This is a genomic window from Lysinibacillus sphaericus OT4b.31 (assembly GCF_000392615.1).
GTDB lineage: Bacteria > Bacillota > Bacilli > Bacillales_A > Planococcaceae > Lysinibacillus > Lysinibacillus sphaericus_B.
In genome coordinates, this window is the sequence record NZ_KB933410.1 from 19972 (window position 1) to 27724 (window position 7753).

At 33.5% G+C, this 7753-nt stretch carries 7 protein-coding genes; all 7 read left to right on the forward strand.

Annotated elements, in window-relative coordinates:
- The first annotated feature begins 30 nt into the window (after positions 1-30).
- The 7 genes from pseC to tnpA all read left to right on the forward strand — a co-directional run bounded on the left by pseC (position 31) and on the right by tnpA (position 7490).
- Positions 31-1188: a UDP-4-amino-4,6-dideoxy-N-acetyl-beta-L-altrosamine transaminase gene (gene pseC / locus H131_RS21280; protein WP_010861202.1), complete on the forward strand. Its 1158-nt coding sequence runs from the start codon at positions 31-33 to the stop codon at positions 1186-1188.
- A complete protein-coding gene (locus H131_RS21285; protein WP_010861203.1) occupies positions 1185-1913 on the forward strand; it encodes a cytidylyltransferase domain-containing protein in 729 nt (242 codons plus the stop codon). Before pseC ends, H131_RS21285 begins: the two co-directional genes overlap by 4 nt.
- 9 nt (positions 1914-1922) lie before the next feature.
- Complete coding sequence (gene pseG / locus H131_RS21290; RefSeq protein WP_010861204.1) at positions 1923-2936, forward strand: UDP-2,4-diacetamido-2,4,6-trideoxy-beta-L-altropyranose hydrolase; 1014 nt, start codon at positions 1923-1925, stop codon at positions 2934-2936.
- Between the two features lie 205 nt (positions 2937-3141).
- Positions 3142-3690, forward strand: a complete 549-nt coding sequence (gene pseH, locus H131_RS21295; RefSeq protein WP_010861205.1) for a UDP-4-amino-4,6-dideoxy-N-acetyl-beta-L-altrosamine N-acetyltransferase — start codon at positions 3142-3144, stop codon at positions 3688-3690.
- A complete protein-coding gene (gene pseI, locus H131_RS21300; RefSeq protein ID WP_010861206.1) occupies positions 3687-4739 on the forward strand; it encodes a pseudaminic acid synthase in 1053 nt (350 codons plus the stop codon). The genes pseH and pseI overlap by 4 nt, the downstream gene beginning before the upstream one ends.
- A 250-nt stretch (positions 4740-4989) precedes the next feature.
- Positions 4990-6783, forward strand: coding sequence for a motility associated factor glycosyltransferase family protein (locus H131_RS21305; RefSeq protein ID WP_010861207.1), 1794 nt, complete (start codon positions 4990-4992; stop codon positions 6781-6783).
- A gap of 230 nt (positions 6784-7013) precedes the next feature.
- Positions 7014-7490 (forward strand): IS200/IS605 family transposase, encoded by a 477-nt coding sequence (gene tnpA, locus H131_RS21310; RefSeq protein WP_010861208.1) that lies wholly within the window; start codon positions 7014-7016, stop codon positions 7488-7490.
- Positions 7491-7753 lie beyond the last annotated feature (263 nt).

Here is a 7753-nt window from a genome sequence, read left to right on the forward strand (position 1 = left end):
CTGCATTTTTTCTGTAAGGAGTGAATGGCAATGAGAGATACTTATTTACCATATGGTAAGCAGTGGCTTGAAGATGATGATATTGAAGCAGTTGTAAATGTTTTAAAAAGTGATTACTTAACAACGGGTCCAACGATTGCTAGCTTTGAACAAAAGGTAGCTAACTACGTAGGTACTAAATATGCAGTTGCCTTTTCAAATGGCACAGCGGCACTTCACGGGGCATGTTTTGCGGCAGGTATTGGCAAGGGCGATGAAGTGATTACAACACCAATTACATTTGCAGCAAGCGCAAACTGTGTACGATACGAGGGTGGTACAGTTGTTTTTGCGGACATTAATGAAGATACATATAATATAGATCCTGTAGAAATTGAAAAGAACATTACACCACAAACAAAGGCAATCATTCCTGTGCATTTTACAGGACAGCCTGTACAGTTAGATGAAATTCACGCTATCGCAAAGAAGCATAACTTAATTGTTATTGAAGATGCAGCACATGCGCTCGGTGCTGATTACAAAGGACAAAAGGTTGGTGCATTAAGTGATATGACGATGTTTAGTTTTCATCCTGTGAAGCATGTTACAACAGGTGAGGGTGGTGTCATTACAACCAATAATGAATGCTATTATAAAAAGCTATTACAATTCCGTTCACACGGCATAACGAGAGATACAGAAAGTATGCCGAAAAATGATGGCCCTTGGTACTATGATATGCAGTTTTTAGGTTATAATTACCGAATGACAGACATTCAGGCAGCATTAGGAATAAGTCAGATGGACAAGCTAGACAGTTTCGTTAAGCGTCGTCGTGAAATTGCTATAAAGTATGATGAAGCATTTAAAGACAATGAGTTTTTAATAACACCAAAGCAGTTACCAGAAGGTCATTCGAGCTGGCATTTATATATTATTCAATTAAATATTGAAAAGCTAAATGTTACTCGTAAGGAAGTATTTGAGGCTTTAGTGGCACAAAATATTGGTGTCAATGTGCATTATATACCTGTACATACATTGTCATATTATCAAGAACTAGGCTATAAAGAAGGTTCAATGCCAAAATCGGAGGCGTTATATGAGAAAATGATTACTTTGCCACTATTCCCGAAAATGACGAATAACGATGTGAATGAAGTAGTTGCTACAGTAATAAGTGAGCTTGAGAAGGTGAGCAAATGAGAGTTGTAGCAATTATTCAAGCTAGAATGGGTTCAATGCGCTTACCTGGTAAAATACTAAAAGAAGTAAATGGACGATCCTTACTTTCATATCAACTAGAGCGATTAAAAGGTAGTAGGTTCATTGATGAAATCGTCATTGCTACAACAACGGAAGACCAAGATGATAAAATAGTCACTTTTTGTGAGCAACAAGATGTTTCTTATCATAGAGGGTCTGAAACAGATGTATTAGCAAGATATTATGAGGCTGCCTTAAAGTATAATGCCGACGCTATTGTAAGAATTACTTCTGATTGTCCTATTATTGATGTACAAGTAGTTGATAAAACGATACAGTATTTTCTAAAATCTGGTCATTGTGACTATGTCTCTAATACAGTAGAGCGTACATATCCACGGGGCTTAGATACTGAAATTTTCACATTTGCAGCTTTAGAGAAAGCACATAAAGAAGCATCATTAGAATGGGAACGCGAGCATGTAACTGCCTATTTCTATACAAATCAAGATGTATTTAAAGTTGGTCAGGCCAAAAATGATACGGATTACAGTAAATATCGATGGACAGTTGATACAGAAGAGGATTTTGAATTGATTAAAAATATAATTGAAGCACTATATGCTGAAAATCCACAATTCACTTTACATGATACGGTAATTGTGATGGAAGAAAATCTAGAGTGGTTTAACATTAATGCACATATAGAACAAAAGAAATTATAGGGTGATAGCATGAGTATATTTATTCGAGTAGATGCTTCAACTGAAATTGGTACAGGACATGTAATACGCTGTTTAACTTTAGCTAATCGACTGAAAAAAGAAGGGAAAACAGTAGCCTTTATTTGTCGACATGCAGAGGGTGATTGTATGGAGCTAATAGAACAGCAAGGCTTTTATGTATATAAACTGCGTGCTTCCGAAGGTTCTTTATGGACGTATGTAGCAGATTATTGGAAAGAAGACGCTAGGGAAACTATTAATATTTTACGACATTATAAAGTGGAACAGTTAATTGTGGATCACTATTCAATCGATATTAAATGGGAACAAGTAGTTCGACCCTTTACTAAAGAAATAATGGTCATTGATGATTTAGCAAATCGACCTCATGATTGTGATGAGCTACTTGATCAAAATTTTTACTTGAATAAAGATTCAAGATATAACGGTTTAGTACCTGTTCATACACGATTGTTATTAGGTCCTAAACATGCTTTACTACGTGAAGAATTTAAAGAAGCTCGTAAGATAATTAAGTCTTTTACTGGTAAGGTTGAAAGGATTTTTGTCTTCTTTGGCGGTAGCGATCCAACGAATGAAACAGAGAAAGTATTGAGGGCAATTTTACCAATAATTCACCTAAAAAAAATAGAAGTTGATGTTGTAGTAGGGAATTCAAATCCAAATAAGATGAAAATTAGAGAAGTATGTTCAACTTCTGACCAATTAACATATCATTGTCAAATAAATAATATGGCAGAACTCATGGTAAAAGCAGATTTAGCAATAGGCGCTGGAGGGGCAACGACGTGGGAGCGGATTTATTTACATTTACCTACTATAGTAATTGCAGTGGCAGATAACCAAGTGAAAGCTGCTGAAGATTTAGCGGAAATAAATGCTATTGTTTTCTTAGGTATGCATAATTCTATTAGAGAAGAGAACATTTCTAGTTGTTTAAGAAATATCATATCTGATAAAGTAAAAATGAAAAAAATTATAAGGAATTTATCTACAATATAAAATTAATAGAAGGGGCAAGAACGAGAAAGCTGTTTAATTTAACGAATCTGATTTAGAAATAAATGGGGGATTTTACTCTATATATAGAATTGTGATAAAGAAAGATAAGTGGATGAAAAAAGAACAGAGTTAGAATATAAAGAAATGCTCATAGATTCTTATTAAGAAAAATATCGTAAAAAATATTGTAAATGGAATGAGATATATGCTTCAAGTAGAATTGAGAAATGTCAATTTAGACGATGTTAAAAAAATCTTTGACTGGAGAAACCAGTTATTTATTCGGTCAAAAATGTTTAATAGTGATGAGATTCCTTTTGAGAGACATCTAGAATGGTATAATTCATTCGCTACTAATAACAATAGAATCGCAAAAATTTTTTCTTTTAATCGAGTAGATTACGGTGTGTTAAATATTAGTGCAATTGATGAAAAGTTAGAGAGTTGTGAATGGGGTTTTTATATAGGAGATGAACAAGCCCCTAAAGGAACCGGTTTACTGTTAGGATATACATCGCTTGAATATATTTTCGAAGATTTGAAAATGAGAAAAATATGTGCTCAAGTGATTGAATCAAATCAAATAAGTCGAAAATTTCATGAAAAGCTAGGTTTTAAACTAGATGGTATTTTAAGAAAACATATTAAACGAGACAAGCATTATGAAGATGTATATGTTTATAGTTTATTTATTGAAGAATGGCAAGAAATATCTGGAAAAATAAAAGTGGAGCTAGAGGGGAGATTTAAATGAATTCAATTAATGTAGAGCAATATAAAATAGGATCTCAAGAAAAGCCATTCATCATTGCAGAGATGTCAGGAAATCATAATCAATCATTAGAACGAGCATTAGAAATAGTGGAAGCTGCCGCAAAATCAGGTGCGCATGCCTTGAAAATTCAAACGTACAGAGCGGATACAATAACATTAGATTTAGATACGCCAGATTTTATAATAAAAGATGAAGAAAACCTATGGAAAGGCAGAAAGCTTCATGATTTATATGATGAAGCACATACGCCTTGGGCATGGCATAAGCCCATTTTTGACCGTGCAAAAGAATTAGGGATGATTGCCTTCAGTACCCCATTTGATGAAACAGCTGTTGATTTTTTAGAGGAATTAGATGTACCGCTGTATAAAATTGCCTCCTTTGAAAATACAGACTTACCGCTTATCAAAAAAGTAGCAACTACAGGAAAGCCGATGATTGTATCAACTGGAATGGCGACATTAGCAGAATTAGATGAGTTAGTTCGAACTGCAAAAAAAGCAGGCTGTAAAGACCTAGTGCTATTAAAATGTACAAGTACATATCCTGCTACGCCAGAAAACACAAATATCTTAACAATTCCACATATGAAGCAGTTATTTGGAGATATACAAATTGGATTATCGGACCATACAATGGGGATTGGCGTTGCTGTAGCAAGTGTTGCGTTAGGAGCAACAGTTATTGAAAAACATTTCACACTACACCGTACTGATGGGGGTGTAGATTCAGCCTTTTCAATGGAGCCAGCAGAAATGAAGGCGCTTGTAGAAGAGACAGAACGTGCTTGGTTGGCAATGGGGAAAGTGACTTATGGTCCAACTGAAAAAGAAAAAGCATCTTTGAAATTCCGCCGATCAATTTATGTATCGAAAGATATTAAAGCAGGTGAAGAATTTACAAAAGAAAATATTAAAATTGTACGTCCTGGTTACGGATTGGAGCCGAAATTCTTCAACCATGTTCTTAATAAAAAAGCTCAAAAGGATTTTTCAGCCGGTATGCCTATAAAGTTTGAAGATTTATAAAGATAATTATTCCCTTGAACTAGTAATTTTTTTAAAATGCTAAATTTAATTTACCATTTTTGAGAAAATAATTACTTACATTAGCTATTTAAAGACCATTACTATAATCATATTCCACTTAAGTAAATGACACAAATAGTAGGTGTAATTGATGCAACTTGTTATGGACCACAATCTTCAAATTGATGGTGGTTGATGTGCTTGCTAAATAATATATAAAATGCCACTAACCAGAAAGGATGAAAAGATAGTGTTTACAGAAGAAAATATTGAAGTGCTTTCTAAAAACCAATATCATTGGATTGCAAATTTAACTGAAGATGTTATTTATCCATCCTTTATAGGTAAACAAAATGATGTTCATGAAATTTTTCAAACAAGAGATGATGAGCTTATCAGAATAGAGGATAAAGTTGATGATAAATTTGAATTAAATTCGTTGAAAAAAGAAGTAATATTTGTTTTTGGAATTAATTCTATTGGTGAATTGAATTGGCTTAATAGAGGCAAACACAAAGAATCTGTTGTAGTGATTATTGAACCAAATCCTACTTTTTTTTCGTATGCTTTAAGTAATAAAGACTTGAGAAGTATTTTTAAAAAAGACAATGTTTTATTGTTCGTAGATGACAAAATTGAAAATTTAAACTTATTTTTGCAAGGTGTTTTTTATGAGTTCAAGTATTTACAATATTTAAAGAATACATCAGTGTATTTCACATATTTTTACAGAAATTATGAATTAGATAAAACGAAATCAATTGTTACAGTTCTTAGACAAGTTATTGCTACATTATTATTTAGTATAGGAAACGATATTGAGGATAATTTAATTGGATTAGAGAGGAATATTTCTAATCTACCATATATTAAACAATCTAAAAATATAGCGAAATTTAAAGATATGTACGCTGGAATTCCAGCAATAATTGTTGCAGCGGGTCCGTCTTTAAATAAAAATATCCACGAGTTAAAAAATGCTCGAGCAATAATTATAGCTGTGGATACGATAGCAGGAAAGTTATTGAAAGAGGGAATTATTCCAGATTTTATTTGTTCTATTGAGCGATTAAGTGAAGTATACGACTATTTTTATAAAGATTTAGATTTACCGATTACAACAGCGATTGTAGGTCCCCCAGTACTAGATAGTCGAGTGTTCAAGAATACGCAAAGTCCGATTATAATTCCGTTTAAAGAAGGAGTTGCGGAAACAAAATGGATGCAGCAAGTGTTGAAATTACCATCTGAGACTGTTATTTCAATGGGATATTCTTGTGCCAATTTAGCGTTTAGTATGGCGCATCATCTAGGATGTTCCCCGATTGTATTCGTAGGACAAGACCTAGCTTTTGGTAAAGATATGAAAGAAACTCATGCAGCTGGTACAAAATATGATGAACATTCAACTACAAATAAGTCACAGCCTTTTGTTGAGTGGACAAACGGTTATCATAATGATCAAGTAAAAACAACTAAAATATGGCTTCAATTTAAAATGTGGTTTGAGCAGCATATTGCAGAAAATGGGCTATTTGCTATTGATGCGACTGAGGGTGGAGCAAGAATTAATTATACGGAGCAAATGCCGTTAAAAGAAGCTATAGCAAAATATTGTGTAAAAGAAGTGCCAAATATTTTTAGGGATATAGAGAACACGAACCAATATTCTATAAATGAAGTAAAGTTTATAGAAACATTAAATAAAGAAATAAAACTGTATAATAAAATTAAACAATTATGTGTAGTGGTTTCTAAAGATTTAGATAGGATTTCAAAGAGTGACATGAAAAATGAGAAAAAAATAGTGAAAGTTCTAGAAGAATTTCATAATTTAATAAGAGGCATTGTACAACAACCTTTATTACTACATAACTTGCAAAGTATATATATGCAATATTATTGGACTTATAATAGTAGAGAACAAATAATTGATAGTAAATATATTAAAGAAGAGATATATGAACAAAAAAAGCTTTTAGCTACAGCTATAGAGATATTAGAAAGAATTATAGAGATAATTTCAAAGCCATTAGTAAAATGAATATTCGGAAAATAAGTTTATTATCCAGAAAAGTACTTGACCTAAAAGAAAGTCTTGTATATTCATTAGCACATTCCGCCTGTAGTGGAATGTGCTATATTATTATATTCTTTGAAAACCCCCTGCTATGCGGGGGGTTCCGGAAAGCTTTTAGCTATGGACAAAAAAACTCCAATCGTACAATAAGGTCAGGTCTGGTCAACCGACTTCGTACGAAAGGAGACTCCAAAATGGATAATAAAAGTTTAGCACAGACAACATGGAATTGTAAGTATCATATCGTCTTCGCACCGAAATACAGAAGACAAGTTATTTATGGTCAGATTAAGGCGGATGTAGGAAGAATACTACGTCAGTTGTGTGAAAGAAAAGGTGTAGAAATTATTGAAGCAACAGTCTGTCCGGATCATATACATATGTTGGTGAGTATACCACCGAAACTAAGTGTATCTTCGTTCATGGGCTATATAAAAGGGAAGAGTAGCTTAATGATTTTCAATCGACATGCCAATTTAAAGTATCGATATGGTAATCGACAATTTTGGTGTCGAGGATACTATGAGCATACTATCGGTCGAAATCGAAAAGTGATTCAAGAGTATATCAAGAACCAATTACAAGAAGATATCCTGCATGATCAAATGACAATAAAAGAAATCATTGACCCGTTCACAGGAGAAGAAATTAAGAGAAAGAAAAATAAGTAAGCCGCTTTAGCAGTTCGTGTGGAAACGGAGTGCGGTTGCGGACCTTTCAGGATGTCTTTAGACATGGGCCAGTACCCCAGCGTTTCACGCGCAGAGCAAACCACCAGTTATACTGGTGGTTCTAATTTGACTTTATCAGTAAAAATTACAATGATGATGAGTATGTTATCCTTCTATGTTCTGATTAGGGTGTAAGCCCGTATTCAAATAACGCATATAAACACGCAGCACCTCCCGGTACTATGAACTGCTCCCTGTCAAGT

Bases quoted from the DNA above. Each gene is read 5' to 3' on its own strand.
- pseC (WP_010861202.1), top strand. From the start codon at position 31: ATGAGAGATACTTATTTACCATATGGTAAGCAGTGGCTTGAAGATGAT.
- H131_RS21285 (WP_010861203.1), top strand. From the start codon at position 1,185: ATGAGAGTTGTAGCAATTATTCAAGCTAGAATGGGTTCAATGCGCTTA.
- pseG (WP_010861204.1), top strand. From the start codon at position 1,923: ATGAGTATATTTATTCGAGTAGATGCTTCAACTGAAATTGGTACAGGA.
- pseH (WP_010861205.1), top strand. From the start codon at position 3,142: ATGCTTCAAGTAGAATTGAGAAATGTCAATTTAGACGATGTTAAAAAA.
- pseI (WP_010861206.1), top strand. From the start codon at position 3,687: ATGAATTCAATTAATGTAGAGCAATATAAAATAGGATCTCAAGAAAAG.
- tnpA (WP_010861208.1), top strand. From the start codon at position 7,014: ATGGATAATAAAAGTTTAGCACAGACAACATGGAATTGTAAGTATCAT.